The organism is Nocardioides sp. (assembly GCF_031397825.1).
Classification (GTDB): domain Bacteria; phylum Actinomycetota; class Actinomycetes; order Propionibacteriales; family Nocardioidaceae; genus Nocardioides.
Window position 1 is genome coordinate 1 of record NZ_JANNML010000148.1, and the last position, 18856, is coordinate 18856.

Consider the following 18856-nt stretch of genomic DNA (forward strand, 5'->3'; position numbering starts at 1 on the left):
GCGCGGAGCGCACGGCGCCGTGCGTGCGCCCCGCCGCGAAGGCGTCGACGAGCAGCGCCTGGGCGAGCCCGCGTCCGCGCTGGTCGGCGCGGGTGGCCAGCCGGTCGACGTAGGCCTCCTTCTCCTCGGTCAGCAGCACCAGCGCGAGCGCCACGACGTCTCCCGCGGGATCGGTGACGACCCGCAGGTTCCACGGCGCGAAACCCGGGCGGCCCGGCACCGAGGCCTGCCAGTCGGCGAGGCTCTGCCGCTCCCGGCGCGACCACTCCAGGAAGGTGTCCTCGTTGAGCTTCCACACCGCCTCGTGGTCAGCCGGCGTCGCCTCCCGCAGCGCATAGCCCTCGGGCAGCGGCCGCTCGGGGATCGTCGCCCCCTCCGGCAGCCCGAGCACCCAGCTGGTCCAGCGCACCTGCCAGCCGAGCTCCTCGAGCAGCCGGTCGCCGGGTGAGCCCTGCGGCACCGGCATCCCGACGACGGGCGTGCCCTGCTCGCGGGCCCGCTCGCGCAACCAGCCCGCCAGCGCAGTGCCGATCCCACGACCGCGGTGGTCGGGGTGCACGGCGGCGTCGGCGCGGTCGCCGCCGCTGACCTCGGCGTAGGCGACGAGCTCCGCTGCCAGGAAGACGCCGACGGACCCCGCCGCGACGTCGTACGACGGCCGCTGCCAGTCGGCCACGATGTCGGCCTCCTCGATGACGACCTCCCCGACGTCGTGGAGCTCCTGCGCGGCCATGACGGCGGTGACGGCGGCGGCGTCGGCCAGGGTCAGCGCGCGCTGGGTGAGGACGGGAGGCAGGGCGAGCGGTGCGGGCATGGCGTCATCGAAGCAGGAAATGCGCCGTGGGGCCGCCGGTTTTCCGGTGGCCCCGCGGGGGTCGTGCGTGCTCCTTCAGCAGGAGCGGGCGATCACGCGTTCCGGATCGCCGAGATGTCGAAGTCGAGCTTGATCTTCTCGGAGACGAGGACACCGCCGGTCTCGAGCGCGGCGTTCCAGGTGAGGTCCCAGTCCTTGCGGTTGATGGTGGTCTCGCCCTCGAAGCCGACGCGCAGGTTGCCGAAGGGGTCGCGCGCGGAGCCGGTCTGCTCGAAGACGATGGTGACGGGCTTGGACGTGCCCTTGATGACCAGGTCGCCGGTGATGGACCAGTCGTCGCCGTCGCGCGAGACGTCGGTCGAGGTGAAGGTGATCTCGGGGTTCTCCTCGGCACCGAAGAAGTCGCCGGAGGTCAGGTGGCCGTCACGGTCGGCACTGCCGGTGCTGACGCTGGCGGTCTTGATGACCAGCGAGACGGTGGACGCGGACGGGGTCGTCGCGTCGATGTGGGCGGTGCCGGAGAAGTCGGCGAAGTGGCCGCGGACCTTGGTCACCATCGCGTGGCGGGCGGTGAAGCCGAGGCGCGAGTGGCTCGGGTCGATCGTGTAGTCGCCGGTGATGTCGGTGATGGCGCTCGTGGCGGCGTCGAAGTCGGTGGTCATGGGGTCTCCTCGGAGGTCAGGGGTGTTGGTTGAACTCTCAACCACTGTAACCGGACCCTCGTCCGGTTTCATTCCCGGTCCGGCGAACTCCTCCTGAACAGCCCTCAGCGGAAGGCCGACGCGCCCGTGACGGCCTGCCCGATGACGAGCTGGTGCACCTCCGAGGTGCCCTCGTAGGTGAGCACCGACTCGAGGTTGTTGGCGTGGCGCATCAGCGGGTAGTCGAGGGTGATCCCGGCCGCGCCGAGGACCGTGCGGCACTCCCGCGCGATGGCGAGCGCCTCCCGGGTGTTGTTGAGCTTGCCGATGCTGATCGCCGCGGGCTCGATGTGGCCGGTGTCCTTGAGCCGCCCGAGGTGCAGCGCGAGCAGCATCCCCTTGCCGAGCTCCACGGTCATGTCGGCGAGCTTGGCCTGCGTGAGCTGGTAGGCGGCCAGCTGCTTGTCGAAGATCTGCCGCTCGCGGGCGTAGGCGATCGTGGTCTCCAGGCAGTCGCGGGCGGCGCCGATCGAACCGAAGATGATGCCGAAGCGGGCCTCGGTCAGGCACGAGAGCGGACCGGACAGCCCTCGCGCGTCGGGGAGCACCGCGTCGGCCGGCAGACGCACGTCGTCCATCGCCAGCTCGGAGGTGATCGACGCGCGCAGCGACATCTTGTGCTTGATCGCGGTCGCGCTGAAGCCGGGGGTGTCGGTGGGCACGACGAAGCCGCGGACCTTGTCCTCGGTCTGCGCCCACACGACCGCGACATCGGCGACCGAGCCGTTGGTGATCCACATCTTGTTGCCGGTCAGGATCCAGTCGCCGCCGGAGTCCTGCCGCGCCCGGGTGCGCATGCCGCCGGGGTTGGAGCCGAAGTCGGGCTCGGTCAGGCCGAAGCAGCCGATCGCCTCACCCGTGGCCATGCGTGGCAGCCACGCATCCTTCTGCTCCTCGGAGCCGTGCGCATAGATCGCCTGCATCGCCAGTGAGCTCTGCACCGAGGCGATGGAGCGCAGGCCCGAGTCGCCGGCCTCCAGCTCCATGCAGGCCAGGCCGTACGCCGTGGCGCTGGTGCCCGCGCAGCCGTAGCCCTCGAGCTTCATCCCGAGCAGGCCGAGCTTGCCGAACTCCAGCGCGAGCTCGCGCACGGGGACCTCGCCGGTCTCGTACCACTCGGCGATCTCGGGCCGGAGCCGGTCGTCCACGAACGAGCGGACCGTGTCGCGGATCGCGCGGTCCTCCTCGCTGATCAGCGAGTCGGTGTCGAGCAGGGCCAGGGGGGTCAGGGGAGCGCTCACGTCCCCATCATGACCCGACGGCGGTCGGGAGCGGTGGTGGCTGGGTCAGGCGGCGTGGACGACGTGCGTGACCTCGGGGGCGGCGGTGGCGGTCGCGACCTCGCTCGCGGAGATCCAGCACGACTCCATGACCGTGCGTCCGTCGGCGTTGCGGACGGGGATCCAGCGCATGACGAGCTGGGGGCTGGTCATCTGGGATTCGTACATGAGACACCTCGTGTTCATCTTGTGTTCACCAAGACTAACATTTCCCCACAAGGCGATCCGAGAATTCCCCCAAGTGGCCGACGTCCCCCCACCTGGACCTACGAGAACTGCTCAGATCGATCCCGGCGCTCCACCGGCGCTGGAAGACCGTTGGGCGCGGAGTCCCACGCGCCTCTCCGCGCGCAGCAGCACCGGCTGCAGAGCAGTGCGCGTCCTCCGGGTTCGGCTGGTGCAGTAGTTTCTTGCCCGATGTCGGGCAGAAACTTGCACTTCGCTCCCCCCTCGGCGCACAGTCCTCTCGTGCCGGCCGACCCCACCCTGATCGATCGCGTGGTGGCGAGCACCGGGCTCACCCCGGCCGAGGCGGCGCGCGTGGTCGAGGACGTGCTGGCGTTCCACGCCGAGCCCGTCGAGGACTACGTGCGGAGGCGGCACGCCGAGCTGAAGACCTACGGAGCGAGGAACCCCCAGATCTTCGCCCGCATCGCCGAGGAGCTGGCCGACCGCGTGGTCGCCGCACCTCGGCTCACCGAGCGGCAGCTGCGCCGCGTCATCTACGGATAGGACACCCCCATGTGCGGCATCGTCGGCTACATCGGCACCCAACAGGCAGCACCGCTGCTGCTCGAGGGCCTGGCGCGGCTGGAGCACCGCGGCTACGACTCCGCGGGCCTGGCGGTCCTCGGCTCCGGGCTACGGGTGGCCAAGAAGGCAGGACGCGTGCGTGACCTCGGCGCCGACCTGCCCAAGCGCTTCACCGGCAAGGCCGGCATCGGCCACACCCGCTGGGCGACCCACGGCCCGGCCAACGACGTCAACGCCCACCCCCACGTCGACGCCAAGGGCGACGTGGCGGTCGTCCACAACGGCATCATCGACAACGCCGCCACCCTGCGCCAGCAGCTCACCGACGACGGCGTCGACCTGGCGAGCGACACCGACACCGAGGTGCTGGCCCACCTGGTCGCGCGCTCCACGGCGGACACCCTCGAGGAGCGGGTCGCCGAGGCGCTCGCCGCGATCGAGGGCACCTACGGCATCGCGGTCCTGCACGCCGACTTCCCCGACCGCATCGTGGTGGCCCGCAACGGCAGCCCGTTGATCATCGGCGTCGGTGACAAAGAGATGCACGTCGCCTCGGACCTGGGGGCGCTGGTCCGCTACACGACCACGGTCGCCCACCTCGACGACGGCGAGATGGCGACCCTGACGGCCACCGGCTTCACGACGTACCGCCAGGACCTGACGCGGATCGCGCGCGAGGCCACCGAGGTGGACGTGGACCCCAGCTCCTACGACGCCGGCGAGCACGACTCGTTCATGCGCAAGGAGATGCTCGAGCAACCCTCCGCCGCGGAGCGGGTGCTGCGGGGCCGGCTCGACGAGCGCTTCGGCACCGGCCACCTCGGTGGTCTCGACATGGACGCCCGGGAGACCAGGGCGATCAAGCGGGTCAAGATCCTCGGCTGCGGGTCGGCCTACTACGTCGGCCAGATGGGCGCCTCGCTGGTCGAGGAGCTCGCGCGGATCCCCGCGGACGCCGAGGCGGCCAGCGAGTTCCGCTACCGCAACCCGGTCATCGAGCCCGACACGCTCTACGTCGCGGTGAGCCAGTCCGGCGAGACCATCGACACCCTGCTCGCCGTGCAGGAGATCCGCCGCAAGGGTGGACGGGTGATCGGCCTGGTGAACGTCGTGGGCAGTGCGATCGCGCGCGAGTGCGACGGCGGCATCTACCTCCACGCCGGGCCCGAGGTCGCGGTCGCGAGCACCAAGGCGCTGACCAACATGTTCCTCGGCTTCGCGCTGCTGGCCCTCCAGCTCGGTCGGGTGCGCGACCTGTCGATCGCCGACGGCAAGCGGCTCATCGCGGGGCTGTCACGCCTGCCCGAGCAGATCCAGGAGGTCCTCGACGGTGAGGACGCCCTCGCCGACCTCGCGACCGACCTCGCCGACGCCGAGTCACTCTTCTTCGTCGGTCGCGTCCGGGGCTTCCCCGTCGCGCGGGAGGGCGCCCAGAAGTTCAAGGAGATCAGCTACCGCCACGCCGAGGCCTACCAGACCTCCGAGCTCAAGCACGGGCCGCTCGCACTGATCTCGCCCGAGGTCCCGACCATCGCGATCGTCCCCGCCGACGAGCTGACCGACCGCAACGTGGGGGCGCTGCACGAGATCGCCGCCCGCGGAGGCCCGCTGGTCGTCGTCACCCACGCCGACGTCGACCTGGGCGAGGTGCCCTGCCGACGGATCGACGTGCCACGCAACGAGCGCGAGCTGGACCCGATCCTGCTCACCATCCCGCTGCAGCTGCTGGCCTTCCACGCCGCCCAGGTGCTCGGCCACGACATCGACAAGCCCCGCAACCTCGCCAAGAGCGTCACGGTGGAGTGATCCCCCCGGCGGGTGGGTAGGACTCGCCGCATGAGTCGCTCCCTGATGACCCTGTCCGCCGCGGTCGTGCTCGCCCTCACCCTGACCGGGTGCGGCGAGGACGACGTGGCGGCAGACCCGGCTCCCGCTGACCCCTCCTCGTCGGCACCTCCCAGCGGAACGGCCGGGGCGGAGCCGGCCGACGCCGCGGGTCCACCCTGCGACGTCGTGACCGACGAGCAGCTCACGGACGCGGCCGGGACGCCGCAGGTGGTGACCGGCCCGACGACCGAGGGGCTGCGCACGGTGTGCGGCACACGGGTGGACCCCGACGACAGCCTGCTGCTCGGGTGGAGCCTCCAGGAGCCGGACCGCACGCTCGCCGAGCTGGTCGAGGAGGAGTCCGACCCCGGGCTCGCCCAGGAGCCGCTGGACCTCGGTGGGGTCGAGGCGGTCCTGATGACCGGCGACTTCGCCGGGCAGCCCCTCGCCCGGGTCGTGACGGTCGTCGACGCCGGCCTGCTCGTGGTCGAGGCGACCGGCAACGGACTGGGCGACCCCCGGCCCGAGGGCCAGCTCGTCGAGATCGCGACCCAGGTCGCCGCGGCGTACGCCGGCTGAGCGCCCTCGCCGTTTGTCCCCGGCATCCCTGGGGTAGGCCTCCTGCAGCATCCAGGACCGAGAGGAACCGACATGACCGGCGGACAGATCACCATCGAGTGGGGCAACCTCGAGCGGATGTTCGCCGCCATGAACAAGGTCGGTGACCAGGCGTTCGAGATCGACGTCTACTTCGGCGACAAGGTCTGCGACCCCAGCGGCTTCGCCTACGACTCCTGCGCGCTCAAGCCGATCGGCGATGCGCTGCCCCTCGTGGCGGGCTACTTCGACGACATGCGCCAGCTCTTCAACGAGCGCTGGCAGGGCGTCAGCGACGCCGTGCACACCTCTGCCCGAGCGATCGACATGCGCGACGGCGAGATCAACCACGTCTTCACCCACTACCGCGGGTCCGGCGTCCCCTCGCACCTGCTGCCGGCACCCATCGACGTCGACATCGAGGTCTTCGAGATCGCCGACCTCGGTGCGGCGCTGACCGACCCCGAGCCCGGGAGCGAGACCCTCAACCACAACAACGCCTTCGACGCGGCCTCCGCCACCTGGGACAGCGCCCGCGACACCATCAACTGGGGCATCGACCTCATCAACAAGTGCGGGGTGGGCGTCCCGCGCCTCAGCGAGCTCAGCCTGCGCGACTACATCGTCTTCCCGCTGTCGGCCAACTACGCCCAGATCCAGGCCAACGCCTCGGCCTGCCAGATCGTCGACGGCGCGATGCAGCAGTGGGGCGGCAACTTCAGCCAGCTCTCCGGCAAGGTCTTCCTGGCCCTCGAGGGCCAGGCGAGCCTCGGCCTGGTGGCCCAGCTGAACCTCTACCACGCCGTCATGGCCCTGGTGGGCAAGGGCATCGGAGAGGGCTCGGTGGTCTTCACCCAGATCGCGACCATGTCGGAGCGGATCGCGGTCGAGGTCGAGGACGTGCTCGTCATCCTCGGCAAGAAGCTCGCCAAGCTCAGCTCCAAGGTGGCCAGCCGATTCGTGCCCGGCCTCGGCTGGGTGCTCCTGGCGGTCGACATCGCGCGCACCAAGGGTGCGATCATCCAGGACATCCTCGACGACATCGAGGAGGTCCGCACGATCATCGACGACTGCTTCGCGCTGGTCGACGAGATCCAGGCCTGGGCCGAGACCCAGGCCGACCGCCTCGCGAAGTTCCGGGAGCTGCTCGAGGTCGTGCAGAACCTCCCGGTCATCGGCGAGATGGTCCCGCTCGGCGACCTGCCGAGCGACCTGAGCGACATCGAGAACGCGCTGGGGGACGTGGCCGACTTCGGCAGCCCCGAGGGCGAGGGGACCGACACCCTCGACGGCGAGCTCGAGGACCTGGGCGACAACGACTACGAGGACTCCGACGACGCCGCTGACACCGACACCACGGACGATGACGACGACGACGACGGCGTGCTGATGGCACCGGGTCCCTTCGAGGGTGTCTACGGCGACGAGGGCTCGAGCACCTACGGCGGCACCGGGACGCTCGCGTGACCGAGCTGCCGCCGGGGTTCTTCGACGCCTCCACCCCACCGGAGGACACGACCGCGGAGGTGCTGGAGCGCCAGGAGCTCCAGGTCGCGACCCGCGGTCTCGAGGCCGCGCTGGGAAGGGTCGCCGAGCACGTCGCCCGGGCCCGGGAGGAGGAGGTGCGCGACGGTCTCGACGAGTCGACGCGGCACCTCCTCGACCGGCTGACCGGAGATCCCGAGGCCTCGCTGGATCGGCGCTCGCTGCACGACCGGGTCGCGGCCGGACGGATCACGTGGGAACAGGTCTGGACCGATCCGGGCGCCGAGGCGGGGGGTCGGGCACTGGTGCTCGACGTGGTGCAGCAGCAGACGGTGGACGCGGCGGCAGCCCGCCTCCGCTTCGCCGAGGTGGAGGCCGCGGAGGCCGACGTACGACCGGAGTGACCAACGCCTCCGCGCCAAGGAAATGGGTGCGGGGTCACACAACCACTACCGTCGTACCGTGAGCACCGAACAGACCGAAGCCGTCCAGACGCCTACCTTTGCCGAGCTCGGCCTCGGCGACTCGGTCCTGAAGGCCCTCAAGGACGTCGGCTACGAGAGCCCGTCGGCCATCCAGGCCGCCACCATCCCGCCCCTCCTGGCGGGCAACGACATGGTCGGCCTGGCCCAGACGGGCACCGGCAAGACGGCCGCCTTCGCGCTGCCGATCCTCGACCAGCTCGACATCAAGCAGAAGAAGCCGCAGGCCCTCGTGCTCGCCCCGACCCGTGAGCTCGCGCTCCAGGTCTGCGAGGCGTTCGAGAAGTACGCCGCCCACACCCGCGGCGTCCACGTCCTGCCGGTCTACGGCGGCCAGGCCTACGGCGTCCAGCTCAGCGCGCTGCGTCGCGGTGTGCACATCGTCGTCGGCACCCCGGGCCGGATCATGGACCACCTGGAGAAGGGCACGCTCGACCTGAGCGAGCTGCGCTTCCTGGTGCTCGACGAGGCCGACGAGATGCTCAACATGGGCTTCGCCGACGACGTCGAGACGATCCTCGCCGACACCCCCGACACCAAGCAGGTCGCGCTGTTCTCCGCGACCATGCCGCCGCAGATCCGCCGCCTGTCGAAGAAGTACCTCAACGACCCGGTCGAGATCACGGTCAAGAACAAGACCACCACGTCGGCCAACACCACCCAGCGCTACCTCATCTGCAGCTACCCGCAGAAGGTCGACGCCCTCACGCGCATCCTCGAGGTCGAGAACTTCGAGGGCATGATCGTCTTCGTCCGCACCAAGAACGAGACCGAGACGCTGGCCGAGAAGCTCCGCGCCCGTGGCTTCTCCGCCACTGCCATCAACGGCGACATCGCCCAGGCCCAGCGCGAGCGCACGGTCAACCAGCTCAAGTCAGGCAAGCTCGACATCCTCGTCGCGACCGACGTCGCCGCGCGCGGCCTCGACGTCGACCGGATCAGCCACGTCGTCAACTACGACATCCCCACCGACACCGAGTCCTACGTCCACCGCATCGGCCGCACCGGTCGCGCGGGGCGCAAGGGCGACGCGATCTCGTTCGTGACGCCGCGCGAGCAGTACCTCCTCAAGCACATCGAGCGGGCCACCCGTCAGCCGCTGACCAAGATGTCGCTGCCGACCGCCGAGGACGTCAACGTCACGCGCCTCGCGCGGTTCGACGACCAGATCACCACCGCGCTGAGCTCGGAGTCGGTGCCGTTCTTCCGCGACGTCGTCACGCACTACATGCGTGAGCACGACGTGCCCGAGGTCGACGTCGCGGCTGCGCTGGCGATCGTGCTCCAGGGCGACACCCCGCTGCTCCTCGACCCCGCCGTCGAGCGTCGCGCCGCCCAGAAGGAGCGCGAGAGGAGCACGCGTCCCGACCGTCCCGAGCGTGGCGACCGGCCCCAGCGCGGCGAGCGCCCCGAGCGCCGGCCTCGCGGCAACCCGGACGTGCCGATGGCGACCTACCGGATCAACGTCGGCAAGCGCCACAAGATCGAGCCTCGCCAGATCGTGGGCGCCATCGCCAACGAGGGCGGCCTGAGCCGCGGCGACTTCGGTCACATCCAGATCCGGCCCGACTTCTCGCTCGTCGAGCTGCCGGCCGACCTGCCCGCCGAGGTCTGGAAGAAGCTCGAGTCGACCCGCATCAGCGGCAAGCTCATCGAGCTGGCCGAGGACGGTGGTCCGACGCGTTCGTCTCGTCCCGCCTCCGGTGGCGACGACGAGCGTCCGGTCAAGAAGCCGCGCCACAAGAAGTCCGACTCCTAGGAGCGACTCCTCGTCCCACGATCGCTGGGCTCGCGGTCTCGCGTGCTCGGTGAGGCTCGACGTCCCCCCGCGGCGCTCGAGTCGTGTGCCGCAGAGCGCGGCCGAGCGCTGCGAGCGGCACACGACCCGGTGCTCCGGGGCGGGGCGGGCCACCGGGCGGCCGCGGCGCTCGACTCGTGTGCCGCAGTGCGCGGCCGAGCGCTGCGAGCGGCACACGACCCGATCCCCGAGGCTCCGCGACCGCCGCCCGCAGCCCCCCACGGGCGCAGCACCGTCGGCGCCGGCTGATAGAAGGGACCATGCGCTTCCGACTGGCCGGCCTGACCGCGCTCGTGCTCCTCGCCGCCGGCTGCACCTCCTCCGACGACCGCGACGACGGTGGCGGGGGCGGCCCCACACCCGACGACACCGTGGCCGCGCTGGCGTCCGGGCTGGTCTCGGGCGAGCTGGCCGACGTGCCCTTCGTCGAGCAGACGGCGCAGCAGGTGGGTGCCGACTACGCCGAGGTGGTGGAGGGCATGGGCGACCTCCAGCCCACGGTCGAGGCCGGAGCGGTCGACGTCGTGGACGGGGACGGGGACGCTGGCGACCGGGCCGTGGCCACGCTGACGTGGTCGTGGCCGGTCCTCGGCGGGACCGAGTGGACCTACGACAGCGAGGCCAGCCTCGCGCTGGTCGACCAGGAGTGGCGGGTCGTGTGGGAGCGCAACGTCGTGGAGCCCTCCCTCGCGGGGGCCACGACGCTCGACCTCACCCCGATCCGCGCCGCCCGGGGCGACATCACCGGCGCTCGCGGGCTCGCGCTGGTCACAGCGCGACCCGTCGTCCGGCTCGGCATCGACCGCTCGATGGTGCCGACGGCCCGGGCCGGGCAGTCCGCCCAGCGGTTGGCGCGACTCATCGGGATCGACGCGGCGTCGTACGTCGAGCGGGTCGAGGCCGCGGGCGAGCTCGCCTTCGTGGAGGCCATCGTCTACCGCGCCGACGAGGTGCCGGCCGACGTCGGTCGGCTCTTCGACCAGATCACGGGGGCGCGGGCGATCGGCGACGAGGTCCCCCTGGCCCCGACGCGTGAGTTCGCCGCCCCGATCCTCGGCACCGTCGGCGAGGTCACCGCCGAGATGGTCGAGGAGGACCCCGAGCGCTACCAGCCAGGCGACCAGGCAGGGCTGTCGGGACTGCAGGCGCGCTACGACGAGCAGCTCCAGGGCACGACCGGCGCGGTCGTCAACGCCGTCTCCTCCGACGGGGTCGAGCGCGAGGTCTTCCGGGTCGACGGCGAGACCGGCACGCCCCTCGAGCTGACCCTCGACCTCGACCTCCAGGTGGAGGCCGAGCGGCTGCTGGCCGACGTCGCGCCCTCGAGCGCGATCGTGGCGATCCGCCCCAGCAACGGCGCGATCCTCGCGGCCGCCAACGGGCCCGGCACCCAGGGGCTCAACATCGCGACCTTCGGCCAGTTCGCCCCCGGATCGACGTTCAAGAGCGTCAGCACCCTCGCGCTGTTGCGGGCCGGTCTGACACCCGACACGGTCGTGCCGTGCACGCCGACGATCAACGTCGACGGCAAGTCCTTCAAGAACTACTCCGACTACCCCGCGAGCGCGCTGGGGCAGGTGCCCTTCCGCACGGCGCTGGCCAACTCCTGCAACACCGCCTTCATCTCCCAGCGGGGCAAGCTGGGCGAGCTCGACCTCTTCGACGCGGCCGCGGCGCTGGGCATGGGCATCGACCACGACCTCGGCTTCCCGGCCTACCTGGGCCAGGTCGAGCCCGCGGCGTCCGAGACCGAGAAGGGCGCCAACCTCATCGGCCAGGGCCGCATCCTCGCCTCGCCGATGATCATGGCCACCGTCATCGCCTCCATCCAGCGCGGCGACCTGGTCATCCCGAGCCTGGTGCCGGCCGTGGACGTGACCCCGCCCGACGTCGAGCCGATCACCGGCACCCAGGCCGGTCAGCTGCGCAGCATGCTGCGCAGCGTCGTGACCAGCGGCAGCGGGGCCGGCCTCCTCGACGTGCCCGGACCCGAGGTCATCGCCAAGACCGGCACCGCAGAGTTCGAACGCGGGGGTCGCCTGGAGACCCACGCCTGGATGATCGCCGCCCAGGGCGACCTGGCCGTGGCCGTCTTCGTGGAGGTCGGGGCCTCGGGCTCACGGACGGCCGGTCCGATCCTGGAAGCCTTCCTGCGCGCCGCCCGCTGAGCACCAGTTCTTCACGGGCTCGTGACCGCTCGGCCCTGTTCCGGTCGGCCCCGGGCCCCGTACCCTGGAGGTGATGTCTCGGGTCCACGGCCGTCTCACCCTGCTCACGGAGATCCTCGGTCTCCTCGATCGGGGTGACTCCGTTGCCCTCCACGGACCCTCGGGTGTCGGCAAGAGTGCGCTGCTCGACCTGATCGAGGACCGCTACCGCAGCGACCGGGGCGCGGTCTCGCTGCGAGCCGGCGGTGCGGTCGACGAGCACGCGCTGCCCTTCGCCGCCCTGCGCGACCTGATGGCGCAGCTGCCCGCGGAGCTGGTCGAGGCCCTCCCCGACCGGGTGCGGGGGTGCGTCGAGGCCGGCCTGGTCGGACTCGACGTCACCGACGAGCTGCGCTCCGACCTGGCCGCGGGCTTCCACGCGGCCCTCGACAGCTGGTCGCAGGAGCAGCCGGTGCTGCTCCTCCTCGACGACGTCCAGTGGCTCGACGCCGAGTCCTCGCGGGTGGTCGGCTATGCCCGTCGGCGGCTGCGCGGGCGGGTGAGCGTGGCCGTCGCCACCGGGGTCGGCGACAATGCCGAGATCGACGTCTCCGGCCTCTGCCACGTCGAGGTCGCCCCCCTGGGCGCCGACGACATGGTCGACCTGCTCTGTGCGCACGGCCTGCGTGCCGAGGTGGCGCAGAAGATCTACGTCGAGTCGGGTGGCATCCCGTCCCTCGCGCTGGCGCTCGCCGGTGCCCTCGGGACCACACCGTCGCTGCTCGGCCGCCCCACGCCGCTGCCGACCAGCCTCGAGCGGGTGCTGCGAGACCGCTTCCTGGCCCAGCCCGACGACGTACGCGACACGCTGCGCACCGTTGCGCTCCTGCACCGACCGACCCTGCGCCACCTGGAGCGGGCCGGTCGTCTGGAGGGCGGGGAACACCTGCGGCGCGCACAGCTGGCCGGGCTGGTGACCCGGGCCGACGACACGGTGCGCTTCGCCCCCACGATGCTGCGGGCGGTGGTCGTCGAGACCATCCCGGCCGCGGAGCGCTCCGCCCTCCACCTCGAGCTCGCCCGGGTCGCGGTCACTCCGGGCGAGCGGCTGCGGCACCGGGCACTGGCCGATCCCCGCCCCGATGCAGACCTGGCCCGGGCGCTGGGCGCCGCCGCCCACGAGGCGGCCACGCGTGGCGGGCGTGAGCTCGCGGCCGAGCTCTACCTGCTGGCTGCCGACCGGGCGCCCTGCGACCTCGCGGGGGAGCGCACCGAGTGGCTGGTCACCGCGGTCGAGACGGCAGCTCCCGGCAACCACGTCGACCTGCTGCACCGCGGGATCACCGAGGTCCTCGAGCGCCCCGGCAGCCGGGCCCAGGCCGTGCGGGTGCGGCTCGCGATCCCCGAGCTCGCGGGCAGTGGGCCGGCTGTCCTCGACGAGGTGCTCACCGCTGCCCTGGCCGATGCTCGCGACGACGACCGGTTGGTCGCGATGGTGCTGCTCCAGAGGGCGCGGATGGCCCTCATGGAGTCCCGCCCCGCCGAGTCGGCGCGGTCGGCCGAGCGGGCGGTCACCCTGCTCGAGGCCTCGGGGGACACCGACGACCTGGCCGTCGCGCTCACCCTGCTCGCGGTCTCGCGGCGCTGGCTGGGCCTGCCCCACGCTCCCCACCTCGCCCGTGCGGTCGCCCTCGGCGTGCCCACGCCGACCGGCTACGTGCATACCTCGCCCGACTACATGGCAGCGCGCTTCGCGTTCTACGACGACCGGCTCGACGAGGCCTGGGAGGGCTTCCAGCGGCTGTTGGCCCACGTCGAGCGCGCTCCGGGGATGGACCAGGTCCACGTCCTGCGCTGCCTGGTGGAGGTCGGCGCGCGCGCCGGCCGCTGTCGCGAGACGACGGCCTACGCCGAGAGGGCCGTGCGCGTGGGGGAGGAGCTCGGGCTGAGCGCCCACACCGGGTGGTTCATCGCCGCCCAGGCCGAGATCGTCGGGGGCGACCTCGTGCGGGCTCGGACCCTGGCCGCCCGCGGCGCGGCGGCCGCGGACGAGGGACGCGACAACCGCTACCTCCAACGCCACCTGGTGCTGCTCGGGCAGGCGCTGCTGCGCTCCGGGGACGCAGGTGGTGCCCGCGACGCCCTCACCCGGATCCGCGACCTCGAGCGTGAGCACGGCATCGCCGACCCCACCATCAACCGGTGGCAGGCCGACCTCGTGAGCGCCCTGGTGCTGCTGGGGAGGCTCGACGACGCCGAGGCGACGCTGGTGGCGGCGCGTCACGTCCTCGACGCGCGTCCCGGCACCGACGGGGTGGCCGCGACGCTCGACCGGGCCGAGGCCGAGCTGCTCATCGCGCGCGGTGACCTCCCAGGGGCGGAGGTCGTGCTCGACCGCTCGGCCAAGATCTGCGCCGACCTCGGCATGCGCGTCGACGTCGGCCGCAGCCTCGTGACCCGGGCCCACCTCGAGCGGCGGCGGCGCCGCGTCGCGGCCGCCCGCTCCGCACTCGAGCGCGCCGACGCCGTCTTCAGCGCCCTGCATGCCGGCTCCTGGGTGGCGCAGGTGCGAGGCGGGACGCCCGCTGACCGCGCTGCGGTGCCGGTGGGCCTGCTCGACCAGCTCACGCCGGCGGAGGCCCGCGTGGCGCACGAGGTCGCCGCCGGTGCGAGCAACCGTGAGATCGCCGAGCGGACCTACGTCAGCGTCAAGACCGTCGAGGCGACCCTCACCCGCGTCTACCGCAAGCTCGGCGTGCGCTCACGCACGCAGCTGGCGACGCTGCTGGGTCCGGTGGCCGGCCAGGCGGTGACGTGAGGAGAAGAAGAGGACCCCTCGCCGCATGGGGTCGGCAAGGGGTCCTCGGCGTCTACTTCTAGGTGCTCCCTCCGAAGTCGACAAGGAAGATATTACGCCCTGACACAAGGCGCGTCACCCGTTTCGCGGAGTTACAGGAGATGGCAGGCTGGAGGGCATGACTGGACTGGACCTGTTGCCCCCCGACCGCCGTCAGCTGCTCATCGGCGGGAGCTGGCAGGAGGCTGCCGGAGGAGAGCGGTTCGACGTCGTCGACCCGGCCGACGGCTCGGTGCTCACCACGGTCGCCGACGCCTCCGCGGGCGACGCGATGGACGCCCTCGACGCCGCCGTCGCGGCCCAGGCCGACTGGGCCGGGACGGCGCCGCGCGAGCGCAGCGAGATCCTCCGACGCGCCTTCGAGCGGCTGACCGCGCAGGCCGACGACTTCGCCGAGCTGATGAGCCTCGAGATGGGCAAGACCGTCGCGGAGGCCAAGGGAGAGCTGACCTACGGCGCGGAGTTCTTCCGGTGGTACGCCGAGGAGGCGGTCCGCATCCACGGTCGCTGGATGCAGGCCCCGGCCGGCGGCAGCCGGCTGCTGACCATCAAGAAGCCGGTCGGACCGTGCTTCTTCGTCACCCCGTGGAACTTCCCGCTGGCGATGGGCACCCGCAAGATCGGACCGGCGATCGCCGCTGGCTGCACGATGGTGATCAAGCCTGCCGCGCAGACGCCCCTGACGATGCTGGCGCTCGCGGGGCTGCTCGCCGACGTCGGCCTGCCCGACGGGGTCCTCAACATCGTCACGACCACCGCCGCGGGCGAGGTCGGCGAGGCCGTCATGTCCGACGACCGGCTGCGCAAGGTCAGCTTCACCGGCTCCACCGGCGTGGGTCGCGTGCTGGTGCGCCAGTCGGCCGACCAGCTGCTGCGCGTGAGCATGGAGCTCGGCGGCAACGCACCCTTCGTCGTCTTTGAGGACGCAGACGTGGACGCTGCCGTCGACGGCGCGATGATCGCCAAGATGCGCAACATGGGCGAGGCCTGCACCTCGGCCAACCGGTTCCTCGTGCACGCCTCCGTGGCGTCGGAGTTCGCCGAGAAGCTCGGGGCTCGCATGGGAGCGCTCACCGTCGGCCGGGGCCAGGACGAGGGGGTCGACGTGGGGCCGCTCATCGACGAGAAGGCGGTCGAGTCGGTCTCCCAGCTCGTCACCGACGCGATCCACGACGGCGCCACGGTCGTCACCGGTGGCACGGTCTCGGAGGGCCCGGGCTACTTCTACCCGCCGACCGTCCTGGTCGACGTACACCCGGAGTCGGCGATCAACGTCGAGGAGATCTTCGGTCCGGTCGCCCCCATCACGACCTTCGAGAGCGAGGACGAGGCGATCCGCCGCGCCAACGACACCGACTACGGGCTGGCGTCCTACGTCTACACCCGCGACCTGGCCCGCACCATCAGGGTCGCGGAGTCGCTCGACTTCGGCATGGTCGGCATCAACACCGGTCTGATCTCCAACCCGGCGGCGCCGTTCGGGGGCATGAAGGCCAGCGGCTTCGGGCGCGAGGGTGGCTTCGAGGGCATCGAGGAGTACCTCGAGACGACCTACGTCGCCCTGCCCGCCGACTGAGCCGACCCCGCCACGAAGGCGGGCTCAGGAGGGGTCGCCGGCCAGCGCCCGGCCGGCGACCGTGCCGAGCCACACGTCCCAGCCCCGGTGGAGCGGGTCGCGGCCGCGGACGACCGGCCGCGCCGAGCCCCACCAGCCGACCACGTCGTCGTCGTGGAGGATCCGGACGACCAGGTCCCGACCGGGGACGTCGAGGGCGTCCACGGCCGCCTCCACCAGCAGCCGCACTGGTCGGGCGAAAGTGCGCAGGGTGAAGTCAGCGGGGTCGACCGGGTCGGTCACGGCGACGGGCAGGTCCAGCAGGACCTGGGCGTCGTGGGTCCCGAGCCGCCAGCCGGGGGCCGCGAGCGGCAGGCTGGGAGAGGCGACCGTGCGCTGGACCCGCTGGACCAGCAGCACGTCGCGCGGACCGATCCGCCCGTCGTCGACGTACGTCGATCCGCCGTCGGCGAAGCGCCAGGTCGTCGCCGCGGTGCCGTAGCCGATCCGGGCCGCCTCGACCACGTCGTGGAGGAGGCCGCCGGGGGTCGTCACCGTGATCGTCTCCGCGTCGGGCTGGTGGGTGTAGGTGACGGTGCCGAGCAGGGCGCTCTCGAGGCGCCGCCACTGGGTGACCACCGCGTCCGCGCGCCTGCCAAGGGCGAGGTCGCCGTCGACGACGAGGGTGCTCTGGTCGCCGCCCCGGTCACCCTCCTCGCGCAGGGTGAGTCGGTAGTCGACGTAGTCCTCGGTCTCGGCGGCGCGAGCGACGGAGCCGACGACGGTGAGGACCTCGGCGACCGTGAGCCCCTCCTCGAGGTCGACCGAGATCGCACCGGCGCGGGCGCCCGACGGGGGTGAGACACCGGTGGCGGCGATGCCGGGGATGCGGCCGATCCGGGTCTGGACGCTCTGCGCCTGGTCGATGTCTGCGTTGCAGGAGCTCAGCGCGGCTCCCAGGGCGGTCGACAGGGTCAGCGCGAGCACGCACCGTCTCGCGCGCCCGCCCCCCGGGATCGCCATCCGGCGAGTGTGGCACGCGGCTGAGCCGGTGGCCCTCGACTTGTTGCAACCTTGAGGTTGCCCCTGGAGCCGGTCCTCACCCTTGTCGCCGAGTCGGCGCAGTGTTGCAGCGCGTGCAACATCGCGCCGACTCGGCACCGGGGGGCGATGAATTCGGTCGAGACTGTCGGTCTCTTCCGTCAGACTCGACGTCGAGGAGCGTGAGATGACCGAGCAGGTGTACGAGACCGGGCAGCCCCAGTCCCCACCCGGCGAGCAGTCGGAGCAGCCTGGGCGGCGGCTGCCACGCGCCCTGACGCCGTTCCGGCACGCGGCCTACCGGCGCCTCGCGGTGGCGCTCGTCCTGCAGATGTTCGCGGGCGGGGTGTGGATCGTCGCCCTGGTGTGGGAGGTCATCCGGATCGGCGGCGGTCCCGGACAGCTCTCGCTCGTCACCACCGCCGGTGCGGTCGGGGTGCTCATCCCGGCGCTGCTGGCCGGGGTCGTGGCCGACCGGGTGCCGCAGAAGACGATCCTGCTCTTCGTCGGTGCCCTCGAGGCCGCCGGCATGACGGCGGTTGCCGTCCTCTCGTTCGCCGACCTCACCCAGGTGTGGCACCTCGGCGTCGTGACCTTCGTCCTCGGCATGGCGATGGCGTTCTACTACCCCGCCTACTCCGCGTGGCTGCCGGCCCTGGTGCCCGAGTCGGACCTGATGGCGGTCAACGGCTTCGAGGGCATGGTGCGCCCCACCCTGGCCCAGGCGATCGGTCCCGGGGTCGCCGGCGCGATCGTCGGTGTCGCCAGCTCCAGCGCCGCCGTCGCCGTCGCGGCGGTCGGCACCGCCCTGGGACTGCTGGCACTGACCGCCGTGCCCAAGACCGCCGTACGCCGTGCCCCGACCGCCGAGGGCGAGCCCGCGCAGGGCCCCACCTCGGCGCTCGCCGACATGCGCGAGGGCTTCATCTACATGGTGCGCACGCCGTGGCTGCTGGCGACGCTGCTCTTCGCGTCGATCATGATCCTGGCGATCATGGGGCCGCTCGAGGTGCTGATGCCGTTCCTGATCAAGGACCGCCTCGGCGGCGGCCCGGGCGACCACGCGCTGGTGCTCGCGGCCTTCGGCATCGGTGGGGCGCTCGGCTCACTGGCGATGGCGTCGTTCCCGATGCCCCGCCGCTACCTGACGGTCATGAACGTCATGTGGGGCGTCGGCTGCCTGCCCTTCCTCGTCATGGGCATCGCGACCGCGGTCTGGCAGGTCGTCGCGGCCGCGTTCGTCCTGGGCGCGATGTTCTCCGCGCCGATGGTCATCTGGGGCACGCTGCTCCAGCGCCGGGTGCCCGCGCACATGCTCGGTCGCGTGGCCTCGCTCGACTTCTTCGTCTCGATCAGCCTGATGCCGGTGTCGATGGCGCTGGCCGGTCCCGTCTCCGAGGTGATCGGCATCCGCACGACGTTCCTGATCGCCGCCGTCGTCCCCGGCATCGCCGCGGTCGTGGCGACGGTGTGGGCCAAGCTGCCGGCCGATGAGATCGCGCACCCCCTGCGCGACTGA

Annotated in this window: 15 protein-coding genes; 10 read left to right on the forward strand and 5 right to left on the reverse strand. The window is 71.9% G+C overall.

The annotated features are described in order from the left end of the window. From RMN98_RS12960 to RMN98_RS12975, 4 genes are all read right to left on the reverse strand, one after another. Window positions 1-814, reverse strand: an 814-nt coding sequence (locus tag RMN98_RS12960; RefSeq protein ID WP_309649229.1) for a GNAT family N-acetyltransferase, incomplete at its 3' end; no start/stop codon positions are given. A 92-nt stretch (window positions 815-906) separates the two neighbouring features. Continuing rightward, window positions 907-1476, reverse strand: coding sequence for a YceI family protein (locus tag RMN98_RS12965; protein ID WP_309649230.1), 570 nt, complete (start codon window positions 1474-1476; stop codon window positions 907-909). 104 nt (window positions 1477-1580) lie between these two features. Next, on the reverse strand, window positions 1581-2756 hold the full coding sequence (locus RMN98_RS12970; protein WP_309649231.1) for an acyl-CoA dehydrogenase family protein: 1176 nt from the start codon (window positions 2754-2756) through the stop codon (window positions 1581-1583). A 45-nt stretch (window positions 2757-2801) separates the two neighbouring features. Beyond that, on the reverse strand, window positions 2802-2963 hold the full coding sequence (locus tag RMN98_RS12975) for a hypothetical protein (RefSeq protein WP_309649232.1): 162 nt from the start codon (window positions 2961-2963) through the stop codon (window positions 2802-2804). Window positions 2964-3263: 300 nt separating this feature from the next. Between RMN98_RS12975 and RMN98_RS12980 the strand changes: the two genes are divergently transcribed. The 9 genes from RMN98_RS12980 (at window position 3264) to RMN98_RS13020 (ending at window position 16317) form a co-directional block, all read left to right on the forward strand. After that, a complete protein-coding gene (locus RMN98_RS12980; RefSeq protein WP_309649233.1) occupies window positions 3264-3527 on the forward strand; it encodes a hypothetical protein in 264 nt (87 codons plus the stop codon). A gap of 9 nt (window positions 3528-3536) precedes the next feature. Further along, entirely contained in the window at window positions 3537-5354 is a 1818-nt protein-coding gene (gene glmS / locus RMN98_RS12985; protein ID WP_309649234.1) for a glutamine--fructose-6-phosphate transaminase (isomerizing), read from the forward strand. A gap of 30 nt (window positions 5355-5384) precedes the next feature. Then, window positions 5385-5954, forward strand: coding sequence for a hypothetical protein (locus tag RMN98_RS12990; protein ID WP_309649235.1), 570 nt, complete (start codon window positions 5385-5387; stop codon window positions 5952-5954). Window positions 5955-6026: 72 nt separating this feature from the next. Further along, window positions 6027-7439, forward strand: coding sequence for a hypothetical protein (locus tag RMN98_RS12995; protein WP_309649236.1), 1413 nt, complete (start codon window positions 6027-6029; stop codon window positions 7437-7439). Further along, the gene (locus tag RMN98_RS13000; protein WP_309649237.1) at window positions 7436-7861 is read left to right on the forward strand and encodes a hypothetical protein; all 426 of its coding nucleotides are present in this window, start codon (window positions 7436-7438) and stop codon (window positions 7859-7861) included. The genes RMN98_RS12995 and RMN98_RS13000 overlap by 4 nt, the downstream gene beginning before the upstream one ends. Before the next feature lie 22 nt (window positions 7862-7883). Next, complete coding sequence (locus RMN98_RS13005) at window positions 7884-9698, forward strand: DEAD/DEAH box helicase (protein ID WP_397209557.1); 1815 nt, start codon at window positions 7884-7886, stop codon at window positions 9696-9698. A gap of 299 nt (window positions 9699-9997) precedes the next feature. Then, window positions 9998-11905 (forward strand): penicillin-binding transpeptidase domain-containing protein, encoded by a 1908-nt coding sequence (locus tag RMN98_RS13010; protein ID WP_309649239.1) that lies wholly within the window; start codon window positions 9998-10000, stop codon window positions 11903-11905. Between the two features lie 73 nt (window positions 11906-11978). Next, entirely contained in the window at window positions 11979-14702 is a 2724-nt protein-coding gene (locus RMN98_RS13015; RefSeq protein WP_309649240.1) for a LuxR family transcriptional regulator, read from the forward strand. A 157-nt stretch (window positions 14703-14859) separates the two neighbouring features. Next, window positions 14860-16317, forward strand: coding sequence for an NAD-dependent succinate-semialdehyde dehydrogenase (locus RMN98_RS13020; protein ID WP_309649241.1), 1458 nt, complete (start codon window positions 14860-14862; stop codon window positions 16315-16317). 24 nt (window positions 16318-16341) lie between these two features. Here the strand turns inward: RMN98_RS13020 and RMN98_RS13025 are convergent, their stop codons facing one another. Beyond that, complete coding sequence (locus RMN98_RS13025) at window positions 16342-17319, reverse strand: hypothetical protein (RefSeq protein WP_309649242.1); 978 nt, start codon at window positions 17317-17319, stop codon at window positions 16342-16344. 205 nt (window positions 17320-17524) lie between these two features. On the opposite strand from RMN98_RS13025, the gene RMN98_RS13030 reads away from it, so the two are divergent. Beyond that, window positions 17525-18856 (forward strand): MFS transporter, encoded by a 1332-nt coding sequence (locus RMN98_RS13030; RefSeq protein WP_309649243.1) that lies wholly within the window; start codon window positions 17525-17527, stop codon window positions 18854-18856.

Bases quoted from the DNA above. Each gene is read 5' to 3' on its own strand.
- RMN98_RS12965 (WP_309649230.1), bottom strand. From the start codon at position 1,476: ATGACCACCGACTTCGACGCCGCCACGAGCGCCATCACCGACATCACC.
- RMN98_RS12975 (WP_309649232.1), bottom strand. From the start codon at position 2,963: ATGTACGAATCCCAGATGACCAGCCCCCAGCTCGTCATGCGCTGGATC.
- glmS (WP_309649234.1), top strand. From the start codon at position 3,537: ATGTGCGGCATCGTCGGCTACATCGGCACCCAACAGGCAGCACCGCTG.
- RMN98_RS12990 (WP_309649235.1), top strand. From the start codon at position 5,385: ATGAGTCGCTCCCTGATGACCCTGTCCGCCGCGGTCGTGCTCGCCCTC.
- RMN98_RS12995 (WP_309649236.1), top strand. From the start codon at position 6,027: ATGACCGGCGGACAGATCACCATCGAGTGGGGCAACCTCGAGCGGATG.
- RMN98_RS13005 (WP_397209557.1), top strand. From the start codon at position 7,884: ATGGGTGCGGGGTCACACAACCACTACCGTCGTACCGTGAGCACCGAA.
- RMN98_RS13010 (WP_309649239.1), top strand. From the start codon at position 9,998: ATGCGCTTCCGACTGGCCGGCCTGACCGCGCTCGTGCTCCTCGCCGCC.
- RMN98_RS13015 (WP_309649240.1), top strand. From the start codon at position 11,979: ATGTCTCGGGTCCACGGCCGTCTCACCCTGCTCACGGAGATCCTCGGT.
- RMN98_RS13020 (WP_309649241.1), top strand. From the start codon at position 14,860: ATGACTGGACTGGACCTGTTGCCCCCCGACCGCCGTCAGCTGCTCATC.
- RMN98_RS13025 (WP_309649242.1), bottom strand. From the start codon at position 17,319: ATGGCGATCCCGGGGGGCGGGCGCGCGAGACGGTGCGTGCTCGCGCTG.
- RMN98_RS13030 (WP_309649243.1), top strand. From the start codon at position 17,525: ATGACCGAGCAGGTGTACGAGACCGGGCAGCCCCAGTCCCCACCCGGC.